Annotated in this window: 21 protein-coding genes, 1 tRNA gene and 2 pseudogenes; 10 read left to right on the top strand and 14 right to left on the bottom strand. The window is 67.2% G+C overall.

What is annotated here, in order from left to right; all coding sequences use genetic code 11:
- Nucleotides 1-78 precede the first annotated feature (78 nt).
- From ACH4S9_RS37355 to ACH4S9_RS37380, 6 genes are read right to left on the bottom strand one after another with little or no spacing between them, the layout of a single operon-like run.
- Nucleotides 79-960, bottom strand: a complete 882-nt coding sequence (locus ACH4S9_RS37355) for a DUF1906 domain-containing protein (RefSeq protein WP_311726115.1) — start codon at nucleotides 958-960, stop codon at nucleotides 79-81.
- Nucleotides 961-1,013: 53 nt separating this feature from the next.
- On the bottom strand, nucleotides 1,014-2,180 hold the full coding sequence (locus ACH4S9_RS37360) for a lipid-transfer protein (protein ID WP_311726114.1): 1,167 nt from the start codon (nucleotides 2,178-2,180) through the stop codon (nucleotides 1,014-1,016).
- On the bottom strand, nucleotides 2,177-2,632 hold the full coding sequence (locus tag ACH4S9_RS37365; RefSeq protein ID WP_385342359.1) for a MaoC family dehydratase: 456 nt from the start codon (nucleotides 2,630-2,632) through the stop codon (nucleotides 2,177-2,179). The genes ACH4S9_RS37360 and ACH4S9_RS37365 overlap by 4 nt, the downstream gene beginning before the upstream one ends.
- The gene (locus ACH4S9_RS37370; RefSeq protein WP_398376098.1) at nucleotides 2,629-3,747 is read right to left on the bottom strand and encodes an acyl-CoA dehydrogenase family protein; all 1,119 of its coding nucleotides are present in this window, start codon (nucleotides 3,745-3,747) and stop codon (nucleotides 2,629-2,631) included. Before ACH4S9_RS37370 ends, ACH4S9_RS37365 begins: the two co-directional genes overlap by 4 nt.
- Nucleotides 3,747-4,700 (bottom strand): bifunctional MaoC family dehydratase N-terminal/OB-fold nucleic acid binding domain-containing protein, encoded by a 954-nt coding sequence (locus ACH4S9_RS37375; RefSeq protein ID WP_385342355.1) that lies wholly within the window; start codon nucleotides 4,698-4,700, stop codon nucleotides 3,747-3,749. Before ACH4S9_RS37375 ends, ACH4S9_RS37370 begins: the two co-directional genes overlap by 1 nt.
- Entirely contained in the window at nucleotides 4,697-5,866 is a 1,170-nt protein-coding gene (locus ACH4S9_RS37380) for an acyl-CoA dehydrogenase family protein (protein WP_311726110.1), read from the bottom strand. Before ACH4S9_RS37380 ends, ACH4S9_RS37375 begins: the two co-directional genes overlap by 4 nt.
- A gap of 668 nt (nucleotides 5,867-6,534) precedes the next feature.
- Between ACH4S9_RS37380 and ACH4S9_RS37385 the strand changes: the two genes are divergently transcribed.
- Nucleotides 6,535-7,284 (top strand): hypothetical protein, encoded by a 750-nt coding sequence (locus tag ACH4S9_RS37385; RefSeq protein ID WP_398376100.1) that lies wholly within the window; start codon nucleotides 6,535-6,537, stop codon nucleotides 7,282-7,284.
- 21 nt (nucleotides 7,285-7,305) lie between these two features.
- On the opposite strand, the gene ACH4S9_RS37390 is transcribed toward ACH4S9_RS37385, so the two are convergent.
- Nucleotides 7,306-7,632 (bottom strand): helix-turn-helix transcriptional regulator, encoded by a 327-nt coding sequence (locus ACH4S9_RS37390; protein WP_311726108.1) that lies wholly within the window; start codon nucleotides 7,630-7,632, stop codon nucleotides 7,306-7,308.
- Between the two features lie 324 nt (nucleotides 7,633-7,956).
- Here ACH4S9_RS37390 and ACH4S9_RS37395 point away from each other — a divergent pair, with 324 nt between their 5' ends.
- From ACH4S9_RS37395 to ACH4S9_RS37405, 3 genes are all read left to right on the top strand, one after another.
- On the top strand, nucleotides 7,957-8,175 hold the full coding sequence (locus ACH4S9_RS37395; RefSeq protein WP_398376102.1) for a hypothetical protein: 219 nt from the start codon (nucleotides 7,957-7,959) through the stop codon (nucleotides 8,173-8,175).
- A gap of 225 nt (nucleotides 8,176-8,400) precedes the next feature.
- Nucleotides 8,401-9,012 (top strand): RNA polymerase sigma factor, encoded by a 612-nt coding sequence (locus ACH4S9_RS37400; RefSeq protein ID WP_311726106.1) that lies wholly within the window; start codon nucleotides 8,401-8,403, stop codon nucleotides 9,010-9,012.
- Nucleotides 9,009-9,611: a hypothetical protein gene (locus tag ACH4S9_RS37405; protein ID WP_398376105.1), complete on the top strand. Its 603-nt coding sequence runs from the start codon at nucleotides 9,009-9,011 to the stop codon at nucleotides 9,609-9,611. Before ACH4S9_RS37400 ends, ACH4S9_RS37405 begins: the two co-directional genes overlap by 4 nt.
- A 44-nt stretch (nucleotides 9,612-9,655) precedes the next feature.
- Here ACH4S9_RS37405 and ACH4S9_RS37410 read toward each other — a convergent pair whose 3' ends face one another.
- The gene (locus tag ACH4S9_RS37410; RefSeq protein ID WP_311726104.1) at nucleotides 9,656-10,240 is read right to left on the bottom strand and encodes a TetR/AcrR family transcriptional regulator; all 585 of its coding nucleotides are present in this window, start codon (nucleotides 10,238-10,240) and stop codon (nucleotides 9,656-9,658) included.
- A 67-nt stretch (nucleotides 10,241-10,307) separates the two neighbouring features.
- Between ACH4S9_RS37410 and ACH4S9_RS37415 the strand changes: the two genes are divergently transcribed.
- Nucleotides 10,308-10,799 (top strand): GNAT family N-acetyltransferase, encoded by a 492-nt coding sequence (locus tag ACH4S9_RS37415; protein WP_385342439.1) that lies wholly within the window; start codon nucleotides 10,308-10,310, stop codon nucleotides 10,797-10,799.
- Nucleotides 10,800-11,232: 433 nt separating this feature from the next.
- Nucleotides 11,233-11,715, top strand: a complete 483-nt coding sequence (locus ACH4S9_RS37420) for an SLATT domain-containing protein (RefSeq protein ID WP_385342345.1) — start codon at nucleotides 11,233-11,235, stop codon at nucleotides 11,713-11,715.
- A gap of 24 nt (nucleotides 11,716-11,739) precedes the next feature.
- Here ACH4S9_RS37420 and ACH4S9_RS37425 read toward each other — a convergent pair.
- Nucleotides 11,740-11,832, bottom strand: a pseudogene (locus ACH4S9_RS37425) (IS5/IS1182 family transposase); the annotation flags it as partial.
- A 35-nt stretch (nucleotides 11,833-11,867) separates the two neighbouring features.
- Between ACH4S9_RS37425 and ACH4S9_RS37430 the strand changes: the two are divergent.
- A complete protein-coding gene (locus ACH4S9_RS37430; protein WP_385342343.1) occupies nucleotides 11,868-12,161 on the top strand; it encodes a hypothetical protein in 294 nt (97 codons plus the stop codon).
- A gap of 215 nt (nucleotides 12,162-12,376) precedes the next feature.
- Entirely contained in the window at nucleotides 12,377-12,835 is a 459-nt protein-coding gene (locus ACH4S9_RS37435; RefSeq protein WP_385342341.1) for a hypothetical protein, read from the top strand.
- A 1,027-nt stretch (nucleotides 12,836-13,862) separates the two neighbouring features.
- On the opposite strand, the pseudogene ACH4S9_RS37440 reads toward ACH4S9_RS37435, so the two are convergent.
- A pseudogene (locus tag ACH4S9_RS37440) lies at nucleotides 13,863-14,171 on the bottom strand (tyrosine-type recombinase/integrase); the annotation flags it as partial.
- Between the two features lie 179 nt (nucleotides 14,172-14,350).
- Between ACH4S9_RS37440 and ACH4S9_RS37445 the strand changes: the two are divergent.
- The gene (locus ACH4S9_RS37445; RefSeq protein WP_398376110.1) at nucleotides 14,351-15,085 is read left to right on the top strand and encodes a GntR family transcriptional regulator; all 735 of its coding nucleotides are present in this window, start codon (nucleotides 14,351-14,353) and stop codon (nucleotides 15,083-15,085) included.
- A gap of 384 nt (nucleotides 15,086-15,469) precedes the next feature.
- Here the strand turns inward: ACH4S9_RS37445 and ACH4S9_RS37450 are convergent, their stop codons facing one another.
- Both ACH4S9_RS37450 and ACH4S9_RS37455 read right to left on the bottom strand, forming a co-directional pair.
- Nucleotides 15,470-16,840 carry a hypothetical protein gene (locus ACH4S9_RS37450; RefSeq protein WP_398376112.1) on the bottom strand — a complete coding sequence of 457 codons (1,371 nt, stop codon included), beginning with the start codon at nucleotides 16,838-16,840 and terminating at the stop codon, nucleotides 15,470-15,472.
- Nucleotides 16,840-18,672, bottom strand: coding sequence for a hypothetical protein (locus ACH4S9_RS37455; RefSeq protein ID WP_385342335.1), 1,833 nt, complete (start codon nucleotides 18,670-18,672; stop codon nucleotides 16,840-16,842). The genes ACH4S9_RS37450 and ACH4S9_RS37455 overlap by 1 nt, the downstream gene beginning before the upstream one ends.
- Before the next feature lie 1,104 nt (nucleotides 18,673-19,776).
- On the opposite strand from ACH4S9_RS37455, the gene ACH4S9_RS37460 reads away from it, so the two are divergent.
- The gene (locus ACH4S9_RS37460) at nucleotides 19,777-20,652 is read left to right on the top strand and encodes an ETEC_3214 domain-containing protein (protein WP_398376114.1); all 876 of its coding nucleotides are present in this window, start codon (nucleotides 19,777-19,779) and stop codon (nucleotides 20,650-20,652) included.
- 446 nt (nucleotides 20,653-21,098) lie between these two features.
- Here the strand turns inward: ACH4S9_RS37460 and ACH4S9_RS37465 are convergent.
- Together ACH4S9_RS37465 and ACH4S9_RS37470 are read right to left on the bottom strand one after the other, a co-directional pair.
- A tRNA-Ser gene (locus ACH4S9_RS37465) sits at nucleotides 21,099-21,185 on the bottom strand.
- A 44-nt stretch (nucleotides 21,186-21,229) separates the two neighbouring features.
- Complete coding sequence (locus tag ACH4S9_RS37470; RefSeq protein WP_398376116.1) at nucleotides 21,230-22,741, bottom strand: S1C family serine protease; 1,512 nt, start codon at nucleotides 22,739-22,741, stop codon at nucleotides 21,230-21,232.
- Nucleotides 22,742-22,805: the final 64 nt, after the last annotated feature.

The raw sequence follows: 22,805 nt of genomic DNA on the forward strand, positions 1-22,805 counted from the left end.
TGCGGGCGGAGGGGTGGCGGGGAGTACCTCAGGGTTGCACCCCAGGGGGTGTGCCGCAGAAGTAGTGGGGCCGGGGAGTCAGTCGATGATCGCCACGGGTGCGTCCACCTTGTTGCGGTCGATGTGCAGGGTCCGGCCGCCGTGCTTCTCGGTGACATTGCCTACGTACTGATGGATACGGCGGTGCGGATGCCAGGCGCTCTTGGCCAGGACCGGTTCACCGGACAGCGACGCCTTCCCGCTCCAGCGCGCGAACCACATCACGGAGGGGAGGTCGTGCTTGCCCGCCTTCCGGGCCTTCTCCAGATGCAGCACCCCCGACTCGGCGCTGCTGTAGAAGCCCGGGAAATATCCGCGTGAACGCACTTCGCGGCACCAGCCTCGGATGAAGGAGAGGGTGGTCTTGGCGCAGCCGGTGCGCGTCTGGTCGTATGCCTCCATGTCGAGATAGAGCGCGCTGCGCTTCTTGATGGCCAGCGCCTTGGCACGCTTGACCGCGTCCTTGCCCTCCTCGCGCCCCTGCGACGAGGGCTTGGAGCCGATGGGGACGTGCTTCTTGTTCGTGTTGCGGACGCAGGGGGACTGGGAACCGACGTAGATGGGCAGCACCCGCCAGCCGATGGTGCGGGTCCCCCGCATCCAGGACACGGTCAGGTGCGGCTGGCTCGGGCAGGCGCGGCCACGGCCGCCGTAGTAGACACCGACCGCGCGGTACCGGGAGCCGCTCCAGGCACGCAGCGTCTCGAGCGAGGGGGCATGACACGTGTCGAAGCCCCAGCCCTGGAAGACCTTGGCGCCCAGCGGCCGGGGGTCGGGGAGGGCCGCCGCCGAGGAGAAGCCGGGGGCCGCCGCCGGAGAGGAGGCGGCGGAAGGGGCGCCGACGATCAGCGTGGCCAGCGTCGCGGACAGGCCGATCGCACATCCGACGACCTTCCATCTGATCTTCTTTCTTCGGTCCATATGAAGAGTGAAAGTGCCCGTAGGGGGACCGGGCCCGCAGACACGCGCACGGTTCAGCCGTCTGCGCCGATGAGCAGCCCGGATGTCGGTACCCCGGTGCCCGCCGTGACCAGGACGCGGGCCGCGTCCTGGACCTGGTTGACCGAGGTGCCGCGTATCTGGCGCACCGCTTCGGCTATCCCGTTCATACCGTGCAGATACGCCTCGCCGAGCTGGCCGCCGTGGGTGTTGAGCGGCAGCGCGCCGTCGGCGACGAAGCCGGGGGCCTCGCCCGGCCCGCAGAAGCCGAACTCCTCCAGCTGCATCAGCACAAACGGGGTGAAGTGGTCGTAGAGGATGCCCACATCAATGTCGGCGGGGGACAGCCCACCGCTGCGCCAGAGCTGGCGGGCGACCACTCCCATCTCGGGCAGCCCGGTCAGATCGTCCCGGTAGAAGCTCGTCATCTGCTCCTGCCCGCGGCCGGCGCCCTGCGCCGCGGCGGTGATCACGGCGGGCGGATGCGGCAGATCGCGCGCCAGCTCCACACTCGTGACCACGAGGGCCTGGCCGCCGTCCGTCTCCTGACAGCAGTCCAGCAGCCGCAGCGGCTCGACGATCCAGCGGGAGGCGGCGTGGTCGGCGAGGGTGATCGGCTTGCCGTAGAAGTACGCGGCCGGGTTGGTGGCGGCGTGGCGGCGGTCCACGACGGCCACCTGACCGAAGACCTCCGGAGCCAGGCCGTACGCGTGGAGATAGCGCTGCGCGGCCATGGCGACCCAGGAGGCGGGGGTCAGCAGGCCGAAGGGCAGCGACCAGCCGAGCGCGGTGCCCTCGGCCGAGGGCTCGCGGTGCAGCACGCCGGACCCGAAGCGGCGGCCGGAACGCTCATTGAACGCGCGGTAGCAGACCACGACGTCGGCGACGCCCGTGGCCACGGCGAGCGCGGCCTGCTGAACGGTGGCGCAGGCGGCTCCCCCGCCGTAGTGGACGCGGGAGAAGAACGAGAGCTCGCCGATGCCGCACGCCTGCGCCACGGTGATCTCGGGGCTGGTGTCCATGGTGAAGGTGACCAGCCCGTCGACGTCGGCGGGGGTGAGCCCGGCATCGTCCAGGGCGGCCTGGACGGCCTCGACCGCCAGCTTCAGCTCGCTGCGGCCGGAGTCCTTGGAGAACTCGGTGGCCCCGATCCCCACGACCGCGGCCCGGCCGCCGAGCGTGTCGACTCCACGGACGCTCATCGGGCCTCCCCGTGCGGGGCGTCCGGGCAGTCCGGGAAGTCCGGGAAGTCCGGGGGGAGCCGCAGGGTGACCTTGCCGGTCACATGGCTCCCGATCGCGTTGCGCCCGGTCACTGAGACCTCCGCGGTGCCGTCGGCGACGGCCGTGACCCGCCCGGTCAGCACCATCTCGTCGCCGGGGTAGTTGGGTGCGCCGAGCCGGATCGCGACCTTCTGGAGCCGGGCGTGCGGCCCGAAGTGATCCGTGATGTACCGGCCCACCAGGCCATTGGTGGTCAGGATGTTCATGAAGATGTCCGGCGAGCCCTTCTCCTTGGCGGCCTCGGCGTCGTGGTGCACGTCCTGGTAGTCGCGGGAGGCGATCGCGCCGGAGACGATGAGGGTCCGGGTGATCGGGATGCGCAGCGGCGGCAGCTCGTCGCCGACCCGGATCGCGGTGGCACGGACCGTCATCCGGCCACCTCCGCCAGCCCATCGCCCAGCTCGGCCAGGAGCCCGGGCGCGGGTCCGAGATACGCGTCCAGCTGCCGACCCCACAGGAAGTGCCGGTGGACGGGGTACTCCACATCGGCGCCGATGCCACCGTGCAGATGCTGGCCCGAGTGCACCACCCGCTTACCCGCCTCGCAGGCCCACCAGGCGGTGGTGAGCGCATGGGTGGCGGCGGGCAGGCCCTGGTCGTAGCGCCATGCCGCCTCGTACGCCGTGACCCGGATGGCCTCGGTGTCCATATGAGCGTCCGCCGCGCGCATCAGCACGCCCTGATGCGTGGACAGCGGGCGGCCGAACTGCTGGCGGACCGCGGTGTGGTGGACCACCCGGTCGAGCGAACCACGGCAGACCCCCGCCTGAAGCCCGGCGAACGCGGTGCGGGCCCGACCGAGCACATCCGCATGGGTCTCCACGCCGCCGAGCGGCTCGGCGGGCGCCCCATCGAGGCTCAGCCGGCCCGCCGCCCATGGCGCAGTGGTCTCAACAGCCTCGATCCCGACGGCCTCGGTCCCGACGGCCTCGGTCTCGACGGCCTCGGTCTCGACGGCTTTGCGCTCGACGGATCCGGCCCCGGCGGCCTGGACCTCGACCAGGAAGCAGCGCGGCCCCGCCCCGGCGACGCGGGCCGAAACCAGGACGTGGGTCGCCGCCCGCAGCCAGGGCACGGCCGGGAAGGTGCCGCTCAGCCGCCAGCCGTCCGCCGTCCGGCGCGCGGTGGCCACCCGCGGGCCGAAGGCGCCCGTCGCGACCGCCGTGCCGTCCCCCAGGGCGGGCAGCAGCCGCTCGCGCTGCTCCGCCGTGCCGTGGACGGCCACCGGCAGCACGCCGTACGCACAAGTCGCCGCGAGCGGCACCTGGGCGGTGGCCCTGCCCTGCTCCTCCACCAGCAGCACCAGCCCGACCAGGCCGATCTCCTCCACGGCGGCCGGCAGCCCGGCCGCGCACAGCGCCTTCCACAGCTCGGTATCCGTGCCGGTACCGAGGGCGGACAGCCGCTCGTGAGTGGACAGATCACCGAAGATCTCCGCCGCCAGTTCGCGCGCGGCTTGTTGCTCCACGGTGGGCGCGAAGTCCATCAGGCCACCGCCCCTCGGAAGACGGGAAGCTCCAGATCGGCGTCCACGCGCAGAAACTCCAGCTCGACGGGCATGCCGATGCGGACCTTGTCGTACGGCACGCCCGTGATGTTGCTGATCATCCGCACCCCTTCCACGAGCTCGATCAGGCCTACGGCGTATGGCGGGTCGAAGGCCGGGAACGGCGGGTGATGCATGACGACATAGCTGAACACCGTCCCGGCGCCGGACGCCTCGACCGTCTCCCACTCCTGGCAGCCGCACGCACCGCACCCCGGGAGCCAGGGGAAACGGAGCGTCCCGCAGCCTGTGCAGCGCTGGATGAGCAGTCTGTGCTCGGCGACCCCCGCCCAGAAGCCTTCGTTGTCACGGTTGATCACCGGGCGCGGGCGCCTCGCCTCCTTGGCCTCCGTCGGGCGGTCCTTCCCCTCCGACGCCCGTCGCGCCGGGGCGTACTTGAGGATGCGGAAGCGGTGTCTGCCGACCAGCTCCCCACCCGCCCGGATGTCCATCCGCGTCGTGACGAAGTGGCCGGAGCCCAGCTTGGTGGTCTTGCGCGGCGAGACCGACTCGATCACCGCGTCGAAGGTGATGCGATCGCCCGGCCGCAGGGGGCGCAGATACTCCTGCTCGCAGTCCGTGGCGACGACCGAGGTACAGCCCGCCCCGTCCAGGAGGTCCAGCAGTTCGTCGTACGCCTCGGAGCGCGCCGAGCCGCCCGCATGGCCGGACAGCCCGCCCATCGTCCACACCTGGAGCATCGTCGGCGGCGCGATGGCCGGATAGGCCGCGTTGGCGTCGCCCATCGCCTCGCACCAGTGCCTGATCATCGGCTCGTTGACCGGGTCCTTGCCCACGCCCCCGATCGCGGCCGCCCGGCCCTCGTACGCCCTCAGGCGCCCGTATAAATCGTCGCCGGCCACCCCGCAACCGACCTTCCGCTCACCGGTCATCGCTGCCCCCGCCGCATGCCGAGCCGCATCGTGGCCACGATTTCCCGCTGCACCTCACTCGCACCGCCCCCGAAGGTGTTGATCTGCGCGGCCCGGTTCATCCGCTCGAGCTCGCCGTCGCCGAACGCGCCCGGCGATCCCGCCCGGATCAGCCCCGCTTCCCCCACAATCTCCTGACACATCCTGTACACCTCGACGGCGCTTTCGGTTCCCGCGAACTTGACCCCACTCGCATCGCCCGGGCTCAGCGTCCCCGCCCCCACGTCCCCCACCAGCCGCCAGTTGAGCAGCCGGGTGGCCGCCAGCCGGGCGTGTGCCTCCGCGAGCCGGGACCGCACCCAGGGCCGGTCGGCGGGGCGCTCACCGGTGTGCGGGTCCGGCGTGCGGGCGTGGGCGAGCGCCGCCTCGTAGCAGTCCTCGGCCTGCATGCCGATGGCGGCGAGCGCGACCCGCTCGTGGTTCAGCTGATTGGTGATCAGCCCCCAGCCGCCGTTCTCCTGGCCGACGAGATGGTCGGCCGGGACGCGGACCGAGTCGTAGTACGTCGCCGTGGTGGTCAGTCCGGCCACCGTCTCGATCGGCGTCCACGAGAAGCCGGGGGCGTCGGTCGGCACCAGGATGATGGAGATGCCCTCGTGTTTGCGAGCCGCCGGGTCGGTGCGGCAGGCCAGCCAGATCCAGTCGGCGTTGTGGGCGTTGCTGGTGAAGGTCTTGGCGCCGTCGATCAGCCAGTCGCCGCCGTCGCGCACGGCTCTGGTGCGCAGGGAGGCGAGATCCGTGCCGGCCTCCGGCTCCGAGTAGCCGATGGCGAACACGAACTCGCCGCTGAGGATGCGCGGCAGGAAGAACCGCTTCTGCTCCTCGGTGCCGTACTTCATCAACGTCGGGCCGACGGTGTTGAGCGTGACCATGGAGACCGGCGCGCCCGCCCGGTACGCCTCGTCGAAGAACACGAACTGCTCGTCGGGGCCGCGTCCTTTGCCTCCGTACTCGATCGGCCAACCGAGCCCCAGCAGGCCGTCGGCGCCGATGCGGCGCAGCAGCAGCCGCTGCCGGGCCGGGTCGTCCGGCAACGCGGCGCGCGTCTCGGGGGTGATCAGCTCGCGGAAGTAGCCGCGGAGTTCCTCGCGCAGCCGCCGCTGGCGGGGGGTGGGGGCGAGGTGCATGGGCAGCGGTCTCCCCTTCGCTCGACGGCGTCGCCCGTACGGCCGGGCGGGTCGAAAGCTTTCTGACTATCCGTCAGATAAATCGGCGGTGTCAAGGTCGTGTGGCCACAAGCGAAACCGTGCGGCGGCGCACAAAGCCGTGCGACGGCACCCCAGTACCGCCGCACGGCCGTATGACCTCACCCGTCCCCTGGGATCAATGAATCACTTCCTCCGCGGTCGGCGAGAGATGGAAAGACGCGCAAGCAGAGCTGCCCAGCCGGTCACCGACAAACCACACGAGCCCGCCGATTCCCACGCACGCATGATGGGGAAGCGCGGGCGCGGTGTGCGGGGTGAAGGCGCACGGAGCGTTTGAAACGGGTTTCCCGGCCCGCGCACACCCGTCTGCACGGGAACTCCCTACGCGTGACGCAAACCACGATCCAAAGTTGTACGGAAAGTGACCTGTGCGCTACGCGTTCGGGTGGGACTATCGTGATGGCGCGACGAGGCGCTCCGCGAGGGGATGGCACGGCCACTGGCCGACACTTCCGCACTGAGGCGGACAGGGAATCCGGTTTCCCGCTCTCCCCACGGCCGGACGCCCGGTATCCGGGACGGTTTAACCAGGGGGAGCGGTGTACGAGCTCTATGAACAGGGGTGGTTCCAACACTTCGTGTTACCCATGGGGCTCTGCGCGCTGGTCACCTGGATCTCGCTGGTGCACCGGTTCGCCGAGAAGGGCCGCCTGCTGGGGACCGCCCGGTCGGCCGCGCTGTGCGGCACGATCACGGCCTGCACCTGCGCCGCCGCGCTGATCACCATCACGCTCCTGCTCCCGCACGCCGCGGACGTACCCCCCGCCGTGGCCGCGGCCGCCGCCGGGGGCGCGCTGGCACCGCGGGTCCGCCAACAGCAGAACCAGCAGTCCACCCCGCCGTTCGTCGCCCTGATCACGCTGGGCATCGCCGTGCTGCTCGGCCACCTCGAACGGCGGCTCGTCCACGACATGTACGGCCGCTGCCACCGGCTGGTCAGGGACTTCGAGGACATCGCGCAGCTGCGCATGTTCGCCTTCGACGCCCGTGCGCATCTGCGCGGCTGCGCCATGCAGACCAAGGACAAGACGGCCATCGACGGGCTGCACGAAGACGTGCAGGCGCTCCTGGACGAGGCCGTGAAGGTCGAGGCCGACGCCGAGGCGAGCCGACGGCGGCGAGAGCTACAGGACTTCCCGAAAGAGCTGCACCGCCGGACGCGGGAGGAGGCGGAGGACTGTCGGCAGGCGCTGGCCAAGGCCAGGGAGGCCTGCGTGCAGATGCTCGAGTTCGGCTACAAGCACGGGAAGCGCAGCAGCGACAGGGACCTCATGCGAATCCGGCGGACGGCCATGGCCGTCGAACCGCTCGCCGAAGCCCCTGCGCCACATCCGTGACGCGCCCGCCCGTGCCCCTTTTCAATGGGTATAGACGAACGCGTCGGAACTGCCCTGCCCCATGGCGGCCGAGTCCTGATGGACCACCTTGGGCTCAACGAAGCTGATCTGCACGTCGAGTTCAAGCGCCTCCGCCACGGCGGCGATGCTGCGCAACGTCAGATTCTCGTCACCGGACAGGATCTGACTCACCCGGCCCGGGCTCACGTCCATCAGCCTGGCCAGATCGGCCCGGCTCATGTCCCGCTTGCCCAGCACCCCGGCCACCTCGACGGTGGCCTGCCTGGCCAGCCGCGCGCCAGTCGCGTCCGCGGCCTCCGCCCTCACACCCTTGCTCTTCCACGGCAAGATGCATCACTCCAAACCGCGCTGTGTCGGCGTCATGGCATCCTTCTTCCTTCTCTTCACAGTGTCAGGATCCCACCTTTAGCTTCAGCTAAAAGTCCACTTTCGGCTCAATCCCGCGAGGAGGGCACGGATCGCACTTCATCCCGCGGCCGTGACCTGCGGCGACGGCACGCACCACACGTTTTCGGCCAGATCGCGGCAGAAGGGGCGCGCGGGACCCGGGATCACCTCCCCCGGAGGGAACCCCTCGTCTCCGCCAACCGTCTTTCCAACCAAGGCCGGCCATTCATGGCGAGCGTGTCCTGTCCACGGAAGGGAGCTCCCATGCAGGCGGACGACCCGTGCAAGCTCGAGACCACCCTGCCCGACGGTCGGCGCATGACGCTGTCGCTGCCGACGACGGACGCGGAGTGGGCCTCCGACGGTATCAAGGGTCTGCGTGCCGTCCCGGCCACGCACACCGGCCGCGGCGAGGAGCCCCCGGCCCTCCCCGTACGGCCCGCGATCCCCCTTGAAGTGGCCATTCTCAGCCTGGGGACCTAAGAGTCCAGGGGGCTGGCCGCCGCTGCGAGGCGGCACGTGCCACCGGCCGGGACCTCTGCTTTCCCATCCTCCTGACGATCACCATCACAGAAGGGCGGATCGCCGAGGTCCGCCCTTTCCATGGGGGCACCGCCGCGATCGCCGACGCGCGTGACGGATGAAACGAATGGCTGCCGCCCGTCCAAGTAGTGGGTGAAGGGACCACCGACCACCTTGGAGGAACGGGTGCCCTTGATACCCGAACGGGCCTCAGCGCCCCAACGACGGGCGAGCCGGGCCGCGCCGCCGCGGCCGGACGCCGCGGGATTCGCGGCGTTCTACGAGGAGAACTTCGACGCCGTCCTCGGCTTCGTGACCCGGCGCACCACCTGCCCGCAGTTGGCCGCGGACCTCACAGCCGACATCTTCGTCGCCGCGCTGGAGGCCACCGGCCAGTACGACCCCGGGCGCGGGACGCCCGCCGCCTGGTTGCACGGCATCGCCCGCAACGTCCTGTCCTCCCACTACCGGGGCAGCGCCCGCGAACAGCACGCGGTGGCCCGGCTGAACGGGCGCCGGATGTTGGACGAGGAGGACATCGCCGCGCTGGAGGAGCGGATCGACGCGGAACGCGCGGCGCGCGAGCTGGTGGAGCGGCACAGCGCGCTGAGCCGGCCGCTGCGCGAGGTGCTCGATCTGGTGGCCGTCGACGGCCTCACCCCGCGCGAGGCCGCCCAGGTCCTCGGGCTCAACCAGGCGACGGTGCGGGTCCGCCTGCACCGCGCGAAGCGCGCGGTGCGCGCCGAACGCCCACCCGTCATCACGCACGCAGAAACCACCCTGGAGGCCGTCTCATGAACACGCCCACCCAGTTCAAGCAGCGCCTGGCATCGGAGCTGTCGGCCATGGCCACGCACCCGGCCCCGGCCCCGGCCCCCGCCACCCGGGCCCCGGCCCGTCGCCTTCGCCTCCCGTTCGCGATCGCGGCGGTGGCGACGGCGGCCGCCGCGGCCGTGGTCGTGCCGACGCTGACCGGCTCGGGCAGCTCGCCCGCGTACGCCGTGACCCGGGAGGACGACGGCTCCCTGACCCTTCTCCTGAACCGCCCCGAGGGCCTGCCCGGCCTCCAGAAGCAGCTGAAGAAGATGGGCGTGCGGGCGGCTGTCCTGGAGGGAGACAAGAACTGCCCCACGGGCGCGCCGCCCCATGCCCCCTGGGCCACCGCGGGCTACGCGCTGACGTTCCCGTCCGACCCCGCGAAGGCCATCGTCCACCCGGACATGATCCCGGACGACACCGTCTTGTCGAACGGCCGACGGGTCGCCGGGGCGACGCTGCTCATCGTGGCGGAGTTCGGCAAGGACAACGCGACCAAGGCGGTGTCGTTCCGGCTGGTGTCGAAGGTCCCGAAGTGCAGCGTGCCGGGGATAGGCGGCGGTCCGAGCGCGCACGCCTGATCCGGGGGCGGAGCCGTGCCGACGCCGTTCGGCGGCGGCCCGCGTCACCCCATCCGGGCCGGCTCGAGGTGGAGGTGTACCGCCGCGGTGGTGCGCGCGGCATCGCCGGTGGCGAGCAGGTCCAGCAGCGCGCCGCGCAGGACGGCGAGCACGAGGGTGCGCTGCGCGAGCGCCTCCTCGGTATCGCGCAGTGCGGCGGGCTGGCCGGCGGCGAGCAGTTCCAGCCAGTCGTCGACCGTGTCCCGGGCGAAACCGGCCCACGGCCCGTCCGGGTCGGTGAGGGAGCGCGCGTAGCTCTCCACCCACAGCGTCAGCAGGCCACGGTGAGCCTCGTCGGACAGCCACCGCCACAGCTCACGCGCGACCGACCGCAGCTCACCGCTGTCATTCCGCGAGTCCGCGATCCGCTGGATGTGTGCCAGCTCATCGGCCCTGGCCCGGGCGAGCAGGGCGCGGATCAGGCCGTCCTTGCTGCCGAACAGATAGAGCAGCACGCGTGGGCTGGACCGGATCTCCTCGGCGAGGGGGCGCAGGGACAGCTCGCCGAGACCGCTGCGCAGCGCGTAGGCGTAGGCCGCCTCCAGCAGTTCCTGCCGACGCGGGGACGGGCTTGGTTCGGATCGGGTCACCGGGCTAGCCTACTGAAACAGTCGTTTCAGTGCGAAGGGCGGAGTGACGGGCGTGGGTGAGGACATCATGGCGGAGCGTGAGGTGGCCATTCGGCCGCTGGACCACCCCGGTGACCTGGGCTGGGTGGTGATGGCACACGGCGATTTCTACGACCGGGAGTTCGGCTGGGACACCAGCTTCGAGGCGCTCGTCGCCCGGATCGTCGCCGACTACGCCGACGCGAGGGAACCCGGGCCGCAGGCGGCATGGATCGCCGAGGTCGACGGGGTGCGGGCCGGCTGTGTCTTCTGCGTACGTGCGGACGACCGGACCGCGAAGCTGCGGCTGCTGCTCGTCGATCCGGCGGCGCGCGGCCTCGGCCTGGGAGCCCGCCTGGTCGAAGAGTGCCTGCGCTTCGCGCGGGCGGCCGGATACGAGGCGATCACCCTGTGGACCAACGATGTGCTCGGCGCCGCCCGGCGCATCTATCAGAAGCACGGCTTCGAACTCGTCGCCGAAGAACCTCACGACAGCTTCGGTCACCACCTCGTCGGCCAGACCTGGCAGCGCCACCTGTAGCGACCGCCCCACTGTCGCTGACGCTCAGGCCCGGGGCGGTGAACAACCCGGCCCCCGGCACGGGAAGTCTCCCTCTCCGGAAGTCCGTGAATCCACGCTCGCGTCGCCGAGATCGTCAGCCGGTACCCCCGCTCGTTCCCAGTCGAGTTCCGGTCAGGTGACGCCTCCCAGCCATGGAACAGGGGAGGTTGGCGTCCCCTTCGAATCGCATGTGCACAGGAGACAGCGGCCGACGCTCCTGTGCGTCCATCACCCACACCACTGTCGGTGTCCTGTGCCATCGCGTCTTGACCAGGTGCCAACGCAACTTGACCGCCTTGATCACCTTCTGTAGCAGGGGGTTATCGTGGGCGACGCCAGGGAACCGCGTGATGCCAGGGCAGCGTCTGCCGGGGAGCGAGCTGCAAGGTCGCGACAGAGCTTTGGGGGCGGAGTGCTGCCGGACAGTGGACCAGGTGTCGGTCCCAGCCCGAGGGAGGCAGCCGCCTTCCTGCTGGACAAGATTCGTCAGGGCAACGGCTACGCCCGCGGCAAGAAAAAGCGGTTCGGTCGAAGCGCCTCCATCACCAAGGTGACGACGCTCGCACTGTCCGCTGCGTCCACCGTCATCCTGGGCCTTCAGAATCTCAACGCGTGGGCTGGTCTGGCCTTGGCGTGTGTGGCACTGGTGACGTTGCTAGGAGCCGTCGAACCGTTCTTCGATTGGCGCTCCCGGTGGATTCTGATGGAGGAAGCGCAGTATCGGTTCCAGCGGCTTGCCGATGACCTCGAATACCTCATGGCGTCGACGGCCGCCGACGAGCTCACATTCGATCAGCTTAATGAGATCTTCGGCCGGTATCAGACAATCTGGGATGACCTAAGCCGCACCTGGCTGGAGCATCGGCGGGAACCCGCGCCGTCGACCAATGCCTAGAGATGCGCGCACTTAGACCGTGTCCTATGTGGTGAGGCGGACGAGGCGTTTGTAGCAGCAGATGACTGCGGCAAGTCCCAGAAAGGCCAGGTAGTTGCGGGAATGACGCTCGGGCCGGCGGCACCAGCAGTCGAGGCGAGTAGGTTGACGCAGTGGACAATGAAGAGTTCACCATCAAGCTCACACGCGATCAAGCGTTCGTGTTGTCGGACTGGCTTTACCAAGTCATCTTCCAGTCCGACGACCTTGAGGGGATCGTTCGCGACCGGGCCGTCTGGTCACCGATCTACACGATCTCGGGAACGCTGGACACGACGCTGAGCGAGATCTTCATGCCCGACTACGCCGAGCGGCTCGACGCAGCCAAGGAGCGACTCCAAGCCAACCTCTACGGCGATGCCGACGGACCAACGGCGTCAGGCAAGGACACGGACGCCGCACCATAAGCGCACCAGATAGAGCGGGGAACAGCGGGGAATCACGGTGAAAGCAGCGAAGGCCGATGAGGCCGCGCAGCGGATATTCACCCAGGTCAGCGAGCACAGCAGGCCCTGAATGATCGCAGATTCCCAAGCTGATGCTGCCAACGGAGCAACGGAGTCAGTAGGAGTAAGCGGCCTCAGCCCTGCCGTCGCAGTGTTCGCGTGCCTACGATCGCGCAGTGAGCTACGACATCTACTTCTTGCACCGACGCGACGGGCAGTCCTGGGATGAGGTCCTGGAGGCGATGGAGGACGCAGCCGAGGACAGCGAGCCGATCCCCACCCACCTCCTTGAAGCTTGGGACCGAATAGTGCCGCAGGCTCGGACCCTGCTGGGCAAAGTAGAGATCACAGAGTACGAGCAGGAGTCGCGGGACCTGAGCCACTCGCGCACCGGCATCGACCTGTCCGTCTTCGGTGACGAGGTGAGCATCACTGTGCCCTACTGGCATGCGGGGGACGACGCTGAAGTCGTGCTCGGCCAGGTCTCCGCCCTTGCGGCCATCGTTGAGAAGGAGACCGGGCTGACTGCCTACGATCCCCAGACAGAACGTCCACTGACGGAGACGCCACCGGAAGGCCCGATTGGGCTGATGTCGCGAATCACCGAGGATTTGCGCAGCCGCTACGGCGGTTGAGCGTCAGGCACCGGCGGAGCCGGCCAGGTTCCGAGCCGTCTGCTCGCCGTGTGCCACAGTCGTGCCAGATGCAAGGGTCAGCCACGGTCAACGGGGGTGTCTCGCGGTCGAGTTCTCGGTGGCCCGACCAGGTATCGAAGCTCCAGGTCAGCGCCCCCACTCCCCCGCCTCTCTCCTCAAGCGGTAGTCAGCGAGTACCCGCAGCCGACCGCTACAGGCCCCAAACGCCAAGTGGTCGCCTGACGCCAGCCGTGACGCCAACGGCCCCGCACTCCGACGCCACCAGCGGACGTCGGCGGACCGCCGAGCCATCCGGCCCAGCCGCCGAGCTGCGCGCCAGCAGCAGGCACCTTGGCCGAGGAGAACACCGTCGTGGCTGGGGGTCGGCTCCACGGCTTTACCCACCTCCCCGGTTCGGGGCCCGCGTCGAGCAAGACCAGGGGGCCACTCGTGCTCATTGCGGGCAGGTCCAAAGCCTGCCCGAGTTGCCAACCAGCGTACGGCCCCCTGATCATGCTCGACCCAAACCGGGCAGGACACCGGCCAAAGCCGTTCCACCGGCTGGGGCACGTGCCCCCGCGTGCCCGGTCGAGCGGGAAACCACAGGGACCAGCGGCCATTGGCGGACAGCGGACAAGGCGAAGGCCCCCGACCTCGATCGCAGGTCAGGGGCCATATAGCGGCGGAGGCTGAGGGTTTTGAACCCTCGGTGACATCGCTGCCACGACGGTTTTCAAGATCTCTCGGCGGTACGGCGGCCAGGTCACTCCGCCGCAGGTCAGATGGGCACGAGCGCCCTGGCGGAGCCGTCGTCAGCGTTCTCGTGCCCGCAACGTGCCCTCGGGAAGTGCGCCCCTTCTGGCCGCATGCGCGCATGTGGGAACCGGCGATCCCCCGCTCTGCGGCGGCCCCGCCAGCGGCAGGGGCGGACAGCAAGATCACCGGCCCGTGTCCCCAAACTTGTCAGCACCCGGGGCAGCAGCAGCCTAGCCAGATGCCACCAGTCCGACAGCGCATTTTCACAGCCTCACGTCTCGTCCAACCACTCGTCCGCAGCAGCGGCGACCTGGTCGTCGCGACCGGCGACCGGCCGGGCGTAGTGCCGGGTGGTCACGCTCGCGTTCGAGTGGCCGAGCCGGTGGGCAGCGGTGATCACGCCGTACCGGTCGGCGATCCAAGTTCCGTGCGAGGCCCGGAGGTCATGCGGAGTCACGTCGGTCAGCCCGGCCGCCGACACAACAGGGTCGAAGTACGCCTTGCGCCACTGGTTGTAGCGAAGCGGCTTCCCGCTGGGCGTAGTGAACAGGAGCGCGTCATCCCCACCGGGCAGAGCCTCGCCCTTCTTCAGGGAGTCTTTACCTCCCTAGGGAGACTTAATCCAGACCTCCCTAGGGATGTCAACGGGACCTGCGGATAGACGTGAGCGGGGTGAGTGATCGGGTATGCGTTCGTGCGACCGGCAGGGGGTGGCGGGTAGGCTGACCACCCTAGGGAGCATCGAGGAGTGGAGAGACAATGCCCGAGACTGCGCGGCAGATCGCCGACGATCTCCGGGCGCGGATCGAATCCGGTGACCTACAGCCGGGCGATCGGCTGCCCGGGGAACCCTCGCTCGTGCGGACGTACGGCGTCGCCAAGATGACCGCCAACCAGGCCCTCAAGATCCTCGTGACCGAGGGACTCGCATACGCCCGCCCCGGCTCCGGCACCTACGTCAGGGAGTTCCGGCCGATCCGGCGAGTAGCGAATGACCGCCTGTCCAAGTCCCGCTGGTCCTCGGGACAGTCCATCTGGGCCGCCGACGTCGACCGGCGGCCGCTGGCGACCGACGTCCAGGTCTACGAGGCCGAGACCCCACACCAGATCGGGCGTCTGCTCAACCTCGAACCCGGCGCTCCTGTCATCGTGCGCAGCCAGAAGTACGCCGTCGAGGACCGCCCAGTACATATCGCGACTTCCTACCTCCCGGCCGACCTGGTGCGAGGAACGGCGATCACCGAGCCCAACCCGGGCCCCGGAGGCATCTACGCCCGCTTGGCCGAGCTGGGAGCGGAACCGGTCAACTTCGCCGAGGAGTTGCGGGCGCGGATGCCGAGCGGGGAGGAGCGCGCCGCCCTGAACCTCGCGGCCGGCACTCCGGTCCTTGAGATCTGCCGCACCGCCTTCACCGAGGACGAGCGCCCCGTGGAGGTCAACCAGATGCTTCTGGACGCCGGTTCGTACGTCCTGGAATACCGCCTCAGCAGCTGAGCTGTTACGGATTTCCCTACCTCATCAAGGCGGCTCGCTCACGCTCGCCGCGCGCGGCCCGGCCCCCGGCCGGGCCTGCGCTCCTGTCTCCGCCCCGCTCCAACCCGGCCGCCGCCCGTGCCGCGCACACAGCAATCAGCCACCTGGTGCCAGAGAAGGGGTACGTCGTGGCTGGGGCGGTCGGCTCCACGGCTTTACGGAGCCACTTTGGCGCGAGCCTCGAAGATCATGGCCCCAACGTCGTGCTTTACCGGGCAGGTCCACAGACTGCCCGACGCGCCGGAAGCTTACGGTGCCATGATCACTCGCGCCAAAGCAGCGCCACCCCAAAGCCGCTCCACCGACCTCCGAGGTGGAAGGAGACCACAACTTCAATGAGCTATTTCAACCGCGCCTCGGAATCTTATGCACGGTATGCACCAGGATTCGTGACACGATGGCAACACCTTGGTCCACCTCATGCCTTTCAGGCTCACGAGGCGAACGGCCGTGGACTACGTCATTCCTGACCTTACGCAGCTTCGACAGGAGATCTACGTCTGACTGACTCACCGGAGCACCGTCCAGGGCGATTCGCCGACGAAACCGCACGAAGAGTGGAGGATTATTAATATCCCCTAGCAGGTTTTCTATCCGGGCCGCCTTGAGAGGGTCATCGAACTTAACAATAGACCTACGGATGGCGCGCTTATCCGCTTTCGAGAAAAGATCCGGAACCGGCGTCTTGCCTACATAGAATTCAATTGACTCCCAAAGCGCCGTAATGCGACTAATATTGTCGTTCCCTCGCGCGGCCCTCGCACATGCAAGAATTGCCTGCACGACGTTGCGAGGAAGGTCACGTGGCATGGGAGGTCGAGCGACGCCGATGTGTCGGTTAGACGGCTCCAAAGTAGTGGGATGGGGCTCCTGCTCCGGAACACGCAGCCAGCGTCTATGACTGCGGAGCCCTCTCACATATACAAGACGTCCTCGATGCGGAGATATAAACAGGCTCTGCCTATCCCAGTCGCCAGTCGACCCATCTGGCAATGGCGCAATTGAGTACCTTGATCGAACCGTCAGCCAGGATAGGGCGAGATCAAAATCTTGAATCGCTTTTTCTTCCGCAACGAGCGCGAGATTGCTTTCTACGTAGGTAGCAGCATAAGCCTTCGCCTGGACGAACTCCTTCTCCAGCCCGTTTAGTTCCGGGAGTGAGGAGAGATCCAGAACGCCGTTCGGATAAAGCGAAACTGATCCAAGGCGTATTGACTGTTCAACCTCAAGCCCATCGACGGGACTGACGACCTCGAACACCTCGCTAGGAAGTTTCTGGAATCCATGAATTCTTATCTGCTCATCGCGCAGGCCTCCTCCTCGCGCGAGAGTGTAAAGCATTTCGATCGGCGGCATATCTGCTGTAGCCATGGGAGCGACACGGCGCTCAGCGAACTCGGGACGAGCGCTGCATGTGATTCTTATTAGATCCGCTTCTGCAGTTGCCTCAACAACGAAGCCCGCGAACATCAGTTCCGAGTAGTCTCCCTGTACTCGCTCTACGGTGACCTCGCTACTCAGATCCATTCTACTTACGATTGACGACCTACTATTGATTGCCAACTTGGCCTGTGTGATGTCATTGAGCTTACCTCTCACAGTAATAGAGGAAACGGCGTGGCTGACATCTACTGAGCCGAAGCGTACGATCTCCCGCCTCACCCCACCTCCCAGCGAAAATAGATTTTGATAAATTTCCCCCTCATCGGCAGCCATTAGTCTGCCGATTCTTCCTGCGCGGCAGCTTTGTACATGAGGGCATCCTCTACCAATCGTCCGATTGCTTCGTACCAAAAGTTGGCGAGATTGAAAATCTGCTCAATAGGCTTGTCTTTACCCAGTGCCAGATCTTGCACTAGTGCCATGAGCTGCAGAGTTGGCGCTCGAAGTTCGCTGCGCGACCCGGAGCTGACAATCCTCGCTACCTGGTCAGCTGAATCATCCTGTCCGCCCAGTCTAATAGCGATTCTGCGAAGCGTCATGCTGCAGTAGAGAAGCGAGGCTTCCGGCAACCCCTGGTCCATCGCCAACCTGCTCAGATTTAGAAACAGCAGGATGTCGGCGGCAGTAGAGTCCCCCTCAGGCCCTGAAGGATCAACATCCTGAGATTCCTGCAGATCGATAAGCCGATCTCGCCGATTAACGACTCGGAGAGCAACTTCGGCCGCCCTGCGCACCAAATTGAATGCACCGGATTCCCACCAGTGAGTTTCAGCCCCCGTAATCAAATCAATTTGTGTTGCGGTTGGCTGCTGGAGGGTTCGCATCACGTTTACGAGGTTCCGCAGCGAATGCACTTCGGCTATTGCTGCCTGATTCAGTGCGCTCCGGATTGGAGTAACGTCGGGGTCAGGCGTGACGTCGGCCGCAGTCATCGGAAAACGAACTGTCACATGACTGTCTGGGCCAGCGTTTCGATCCTGCTTATCAATGTGCGATTTGAGGGACGAGAGAAATGAGTACCATTTATTAAGCGCTTCCTTCTGAGGCTCACGGCCCTCATCTAGGACCAGAGCAGACCAGCGCTTCTCCAGATCTGTGCTCAAGCTACTGACGTAAGTCAGAAGCATTTTCAGATCTGAAGCTTCGAGCACATCCGTTACTTCTCTATCTTTCGTCGCTTCAGACGTTACGGGAGCAACTTCGGGAGCGCCCTGCGCTTCAGTTTCGACTTCTCCGTCTGTCCCTCTACCAAGAAGATCCTCAGCCGCATCTACGGCCCGGAGGATGCCTTCTAGATTTGGGCGCTCGACAGGGCTGAAGGAAAGATCTCCCCCTTTGCCGAGATTAGCCAATGTGCTATTTTGTACCAGAGCCGGATGCCCGTAAAGTGTCTCTCCGTATAGAGAAAGGACAACCTGGCCAGATGTTTCGATTTTTCGCCTGTAAGTTTTGAGAATCGTCGCAGCTAGATACTGCAGCCGCGAAAGCCCCACTGCCAACAATTGCTGAACAATCCAATTATCCGCACCTGGGACGCCGGCAGCTCGTAGGGCTTCCCTCCGGAAATGGGCTACCAGGTGTTTTTGCCCTTCATGTTGCCATGTCCCTACGGAGACCAGGGAATCATCGCGAAGGTTTGCTATGTGCTCTAATGTTAGAATCGGCGACCCTTCGGATAGCAGCCTTTTTGCCGCATCCGATATCATCTCTTGAGCTTCGGACGTGTCTCCCAGATTCTCATATTCTCCATTCAGGACCTTCCTGGGCCACGATGCTATAGCTTCCGCAGCCTCCACAGCTGCCCTAGAAAGCATCGACCTGTCATTTTCGCTTAGGTGCCCGCTTGCCTTTTGCATGCCCAGGATGGACTCTTCGAAGGCCTCGTTAAAGCGTTGAAAAGAGAGGTCCGACACATTGCCTTGCCAGTTGACAGAAAAGGATCTCAACAGCTTTTGCGCATCGTCAATTTCTTCTTTTTCACCACCGCGAAGATCCCGAATATAAGCCAGGGAATGATGGTCCTTGCTACCAGGTTCCTTCGAAACCATGCGTACGAGACACCAGTGCGTCAAGGTTCTCTCCCCGTGATCTGCAGCTTCTTTCACCTATCCAAGTCTGCTCTAAGGGTGCCTGATAAATGAAGACAACGCATGCCCTTTACGTGGAAGAGGCACAGTTAAGGAGCATGCGCACAGGTGAACGACCATGCACACACCCATGGCATCACCAGCAGAGCACCCTGGCCCCCGCTCTGGAGCGCAACGCACCGGTAGGCGGGCCAGCGCGCTGGCTGTGCTGCAGCGGAGTGGTGCGGCTCGCGTCCACGGCACACCGTGAAAACTCAAGGACTCGCGATTCGGAACGAAAGCAGCGTGCCAAACCCGTGCCAGATCGTGCAGGGAACCACGGGGAACACCGGGTACCAACTCAGCAAGCGGTCGGACACCGTCAGAGCTCCCGTGCAGGTCAGCCGAGCCACCGCCCCTAGATCACCTCAGCTTCCCAAGCTGAGGGCTTCCGGCCGTCGTAACGGGCTGGCCGTCGCCGCTTGCTCTGGTCGACGAACGCCCCCATAGCGTGGCTGAGGTCGGTGGGGGTGCAGCGAGGCATACGCGTGCGTGGTCGGCCGGCACACCCGCCGCCGTGGCTGACTGTCGTCGGCTGAGGTTCGTGCCACAATCGTGCCAGATGCAGGGGTCAGCCACGGTCAAAGGCATTGGCGCGCGGTCGAGTTGCCAGCCACCACACGACGTATCGAAGCCGCAGGTCACCAGCAAGGCACCCCCGCCGCTCTCCTAAAGCGGTGATGGATCGCCCGGCCACCGTACGTCCGTGCAGGCCACCAGCGCGCCGCCGTCCTGGGTAAGGAAGAGCATGAAGACTCATGCTCCATCGACAGCTGTAACCTGCCCAAGGCGCACTGGCTGGTTTTGCTGGCGAGGAGGTGCACCGCTCGTTCCAGTCCCACAGTCTCAACGCCCTTCCGCCGCGTGTGCCGAAGTCGGCGCCCATAGGGCCGGGCAAACCACTCAGCAGGCACAGTCCCATCCCACTCCACGAAGGAAGCACCGCTGAGGACGGTAGCCAGGGCAGCCACGGACGCATCGTCATCACCGGCCAGCAGCCGCACCAACCGATCCCAGTTCATTGGCACCACGTGTTCTAGCGACTGGTACCGCCGAGAGCTGACAGTGCGGCAGGATGCGGCCGTGCACTGGATACCGACCGTTGACACCAAGCTCAACATCTGGATGATCGCCGCGGTGTTCGGCGCCTACGTCACCCTCTACAACACGCTGCGCGGATGGTGGCGCAGCACACTCGGCAAGCGGGCGTTGTTCACCAGGAACTACCGGAAGCTGGCTCCGCACGTCCGACATGAGTACGTCAAGGAGCTGTTCGGCGAGCCTGCCTGGCAGTACAAGCAGAGCGTCGAGCAGTTCGTCGGCGACCCGGAGCCCGAGGGCACAGGCATCAGCATCGCCGAGCAGGAGATGACCGTCCGCACCTGGCCGCTGAGCAGGATGGCCTACCTAACCACATGGTGCACAGAGGACGACGAGGTCGCGATGTACAGTCTCACGACCCGGAGCAGGATCTTCCGGCCGGCCATCCGAATCGGCACCGAGCATGTCATCCGTCTTGGGAAGTCGCACCTCTCCTCCCTCCCTCACCCCGAGGTCGCCGGTCCTCCCCTCTGGGCTGTCGGTGCCCAGCGGTACTCCTACTCCGAGTCTCACTACTTCGGGAGTCCTGGCGGCTACCGAACCTGGGTAGTGGGAGTCTCCGATGCCGGATACCCCGCCACTGCCCCCGTCGGTCTAGGCGCCAGCTCGGAGGAGTGCGAGGACCCTTCGCAGATCGAAGGTTACCGAGCACTGGCCCGGATCAACTCCGTCCTCATCACGGGCGGCAGCGCCCTCCGCCTCGAATCTATCTTGCCATCAGCAGTCGGCCCGGAGATCGGCCGCGTCATCCTCGTCGAGCCCGAATACGGCCTGCGGGCGCGCCTCGCTCAGCTGCGCTGGAAGGTCCGGTTCGCCGCAGCACGCCTGCGCGAGCTAAAGAGCAACGCGGTCCCTTAGCGGCACCTGGCCCAGCTTTCGCCCCCTCGATCGAACTCCTAAAGCGATGGTCAGCGACTGCCCGCAGCCGAACGCAACAGGCCCCAATCACCAAGTGGTCGCCTGACGCCAGCCGTGATGCCAACGGCCCCCTACGCCGACGCCACCAGCGGACGGCAGCGGACCGCCGAGCCAGGCAAACGGCCCCCAGGAAGCACCCCACCCGGTCTGAAAAGCGAACGGTCGCCGGTTCGACCCAGGCCCCGTCCCAGCTTCGGCGCAGGTTGTCCGGCTCGTACGGCATCCCGATCCGGGCAGGACACCGGCCAAAGCCGCTCCACCGACTCGGGCGCGTGCCCCCCGCGTGCCCGGTCGAGCGGGAAACCACGGGGAACAGCGGCCAGCGGCGGGCAGCGGACAAGGCGAAGGCCCCCAACCTTGATTGCAGGTCAGGGGCCATTTAGCGGCGGAGGCTGAGGGATTTGAACCCTCGGTGACATCGCTGCCACGACGGTTTTCAAGACCGTTCCCTTAGGCCGCTCGGGCAAGCCTCCTCGCGCCGGCCCGCCTGGGGTGGCGCGGGGATCAGCCTAGCGCGTCAGCTGTCACCCTTGCGCTGTCCCAGGGTGACATGGGTGGTGGACTGTTTGCCGTCGCGCTTGTAGGTGATGGTGACCTTGTCGCCCGGCTTGTGGGTCCAGATCTCGCTGATCAGGGTGGGGCCGCTGTCGATCACGGTGTCGTTCAGCTTGACGATGACGTCGCCGGCCTTCAGGCCCGCCTTGGCGGCCGGGCCGCCGGGGACGACCGCCTGGCTGCCGCCGGCGCCGTTGCCGGCGATGGTGGCGCCGTTGCCGGTGTCCTTCATGTTGACCGTGGCCTCGATGACGGGGTAGACGGGCTCGCCGGTCCTTATCAGCTGCTGGGCGACGTTCCTGGCCTGGTTGATGGGGATGGCGAAGCCGAGGCCGATGCTGCCGGACTGCTGGGTCTCGCCGCCGAGGCCGCTGCCGTTGCCCGCGGACTGGATGGCGGAGTTGATGCCGATGACGCCGCCGTCCGCGTTCAGCAGCGGGCCGCCGGAGTTGCCGGGGTTGATGGAGGCGTCGGTCTGTAGGGCGCTCATGTAGGAGGCGTTGCCCCCGCCGCCGTCGCTGGAGGCGACCGGGCGGTTCTTGGCGCTGACGATGCCGGTGGTGACGGTGCCGGAGAGGCCGAAGGGCGCGCCGATGGCGACGGTGGCGTCGCCGACGACGACCTTGTCGGAGTCGCCGAGCGGGAGGGGGGTGAGCTTGGCGCCGGAGGCGTTCTTCAGCTTGATGACGGCGACGTCGTAGCCCTGGGCCCGGCCGACGACCTCGGCGGTGTACCGCTTGCCGTTGGAGAAGGTGGCGGTGAGCTTGCCGTTGTCGGCGGCGGAGGCGACGACGTGGTTGTTGGTGAGGATGTGGCCCTGCTTGTCGTAGACGAAGCCGGTGCCGGTGCCGCCCTCGCCGTTGCTGCTCTCGGCTTCGATGGTGACCACGCTCGGCAGGGCCTTGCCCGCGATGTCGGACACCGAGCCGGGGGCGCGGCTGTCCGCCTTCGGGTTGCCGAGGGCCGAGATGGTGGTGGAGTCGCCGCTGTCCTGCCGGTCGGCGGCCCAGTAGCCGATGCCGCCGCCGATGCCTCCGGCGACCAGCACGGCGGCCAGGAGGGCGGCGACGAGCCCGCCGGAGCGCTTGCGGGACGGGGGGTCGGACGGCAGGGCGGGAGTGTCCCCCCAGGGGGCGCCGGGGGCGCCCGGTCCGCCGGGCGCGCCGTCCTGTGTCTTGCCGGCGTCTTCGGGCCACCAGGCCGGGTCGGGGAGGGGCCGGTCGGCCCCGGAGGCGTCGGCGACGGCCGGAGGCGTGGCAGGCGGTGGCGCGACGGTCGGCGTCGCGGGCAGGTTGGCCCCAGCCGCCGGCTCCCCCGGCGGGCCTATGGGCGCGTCCGGGGCGGCCGGGGCGGCGCCCACCGCCGGCTTGAAGTCGGGCGCCGGGGGCACGGCGGGGTCGGGGTGCGGCGCCGGAGGGGCCGGACGCGGCCCGGCCTCAGGCGGAATGGCAGCGCCCTCGTTCTCGGTGCTCACAGCTCTCTCCTCATGTGCACGACAGTTTTCTTCGACGGCCCACGCTTGCGGATGTGCGACGTAA

It is taken from the genome of Streptomyces sp. NPDC021225 (assembly GCF_044332865.1).
Lineage (GTDB): Bacteria > Actinomycetota > Actinomycetes > Streptomycetales > Streptomycetaceae > Streptomyces.